General features: G+C 32.3%; 2 protein-coding genes. Both read left to right on the top strand.

Annotated elements, in window-relative coordinates; all coding sequences use genetic code 11:
- The first annotated feature begins 110 nt into the window (after positions 1–110).
- Positions 111–698, top strand: coding sequence for a hypothetical protein (locus tag DFQ02_RS14980; RefSeq protein WP_116525257.1), 588 nt, complete (start codon positions 111–113; stop codon positions 696–698).
- A 129-nt stretch (positions 699–827) separates the two neighbouring features.
- On the top strand, positions 828–1,247 hold the full coding sequence (locus DFQ02_RS14975) for a hypothetical protein (protein WP_104734372.1): 420 nt from the start codon (positions 828–830) through the stop codon (positions 1,245–1,247).
- The last annotated feature ends 296 nt before the right edge of the window (positions 1,248–1,543 follow it).

Raw genomic sequence — 1,543 nt, 5'->3', positions numbered from 1 at the left:
AATTAGAGATTATAAGGAAGAGCTTTTCTCTAATTATTGCTCAAGAATTTATTATCTTTTCATTCTCAAAGCAGAACTACGTTTAACCCTGAGTTGGCAATAATTAGAGAATGGCAAAATTTCAGCAAATAATAATATTTTTTGTCCTTTTATCTACTTTTAGTTGTAACAAAAAATACCTTAAATATGATGCTTTAAGGCAGTCCCATCAATGTTTAAGTATTAAACAAGAAATTGGAGAATTGACAAACGACAGAAGCCCATATTTCTTCAAAATGGAAGAGAATTTTCAAGATGATGTTGAGTTTGAAGCTGCAGTTATTGATTCAATAAAAAGTATATCCGAAAAGATTATGCAAAAGCACAAAGATTGGAGAGTCTTAATTCATGATTTAAAAAAAGGACATAAAGACTCTAGATTTTTTGATGCCACACTAATTTTTTTGGATAGAGAGAGAGAACTAGAAATGATAACGGATTCACTTTTTAAAAGTATAATAAATCCAAATAGTGATAAAGCCAAAGAAAAGGAATTATCTCAAGTCCTTCTAAATCTTGTAGCTGAGCTGGAAGTAGAAAAAAAGATTTATGAAAAAAAAGAGTCTGACTTCCATAATGAAAATGGGATTAAGCAAAGTGAAGTGGATTCAATTGTACATCTGATTAAAAATAAAAAAACTATTGCCAACAAAGTGTAAAAATAATTGCTTGGTTCATGTCTACTCGGAAAATCCTTCGGATTTTCCTCTGGTTCGTTCCATTTTTGTTAAGTTAGTTGCTTAATCACGCAACTATCCTTACACAAACCGTTACCTACAATTTGAAAAATGGACATTCTTAAACCGACTTGGAAAGTATCAGAAAAAGAGATTTTGACTAATTTCTCTTTCCTGCAATCTGAATTCGGATTTCCGAAATTCAAGAAAAAGTGGATTAAAGATGAATATTATATAACAACTCAAAAAGCTGATATTGAATTCTCAACTCTGATTTTTAAATTTGACTCAAGCGCACCAATAATCGGAATTACAAATCATTCGGAACCGATTGAATTTAATCACCAAATCTATCCAACGAATTTTTATTGGATTCATAATCTCGATGAAACTGGCGGATTGAAAATGATGACGGAAAATGGACGAGACTTTGTTGAAATTTATATAACTGAATGTGCTGAATTATTAAAAGCTAATCCTAAAATATTAAGCGGAATAACAACTGATTTTAAACGGAATAAAAAACTGTAGGTAACACCGTGTATAATTAATTGCTTGGTCACTGCCGACTTACGAACATTCCTGCGGAATATTCTATCTGTGATTTATTTGCTAAATTAGGTGCTTAACTACGCAACTAACCATACACCAAACGATGGAACACATTCGCCGATGGCGAACTTTAATCTACGCTGCTTCGCAGACAATGCATCTTAAAGTAAATGTGTTCCATCTCAGGGTTAAACCAAATTACTAACAATCCCTTAACTAAGTAATCACCATCGACAGGCATCGAGCCCTAACGTGAGCCATCGTTGGTTAAAAGT

This window comes from Seonamhaeicola aphaedonensis, assembly GCF_003386195.1.
Lineage (GTDB): Bacteria > Bacteroidota > Bacteroidia > Flavobacteriales > Flavobacteriaceae > Seonamhaeicola > Seonamhaeicola aphaedonensis.
This window is presented reverse-complemented; position numbering and strand designations above follow the sequence as displayed.

Excerpts from the sequence above, each read along its gene's own strand:
- DFQ02_RS14980 (WP_116525257.1), top strand. The coding sequence starts at position 111 with ATGGCAAAATTTCAGCAAATAATAATATTTTTTGTCCTTTTATCTACT.
- DFQ02_RS14975 (WP_104734372.1), top strand. The coding sequence starts at position 828 with ATGGACATTCTTAAACCGACTTGGAAAGTATCAGAAAAAGAGATTTTG.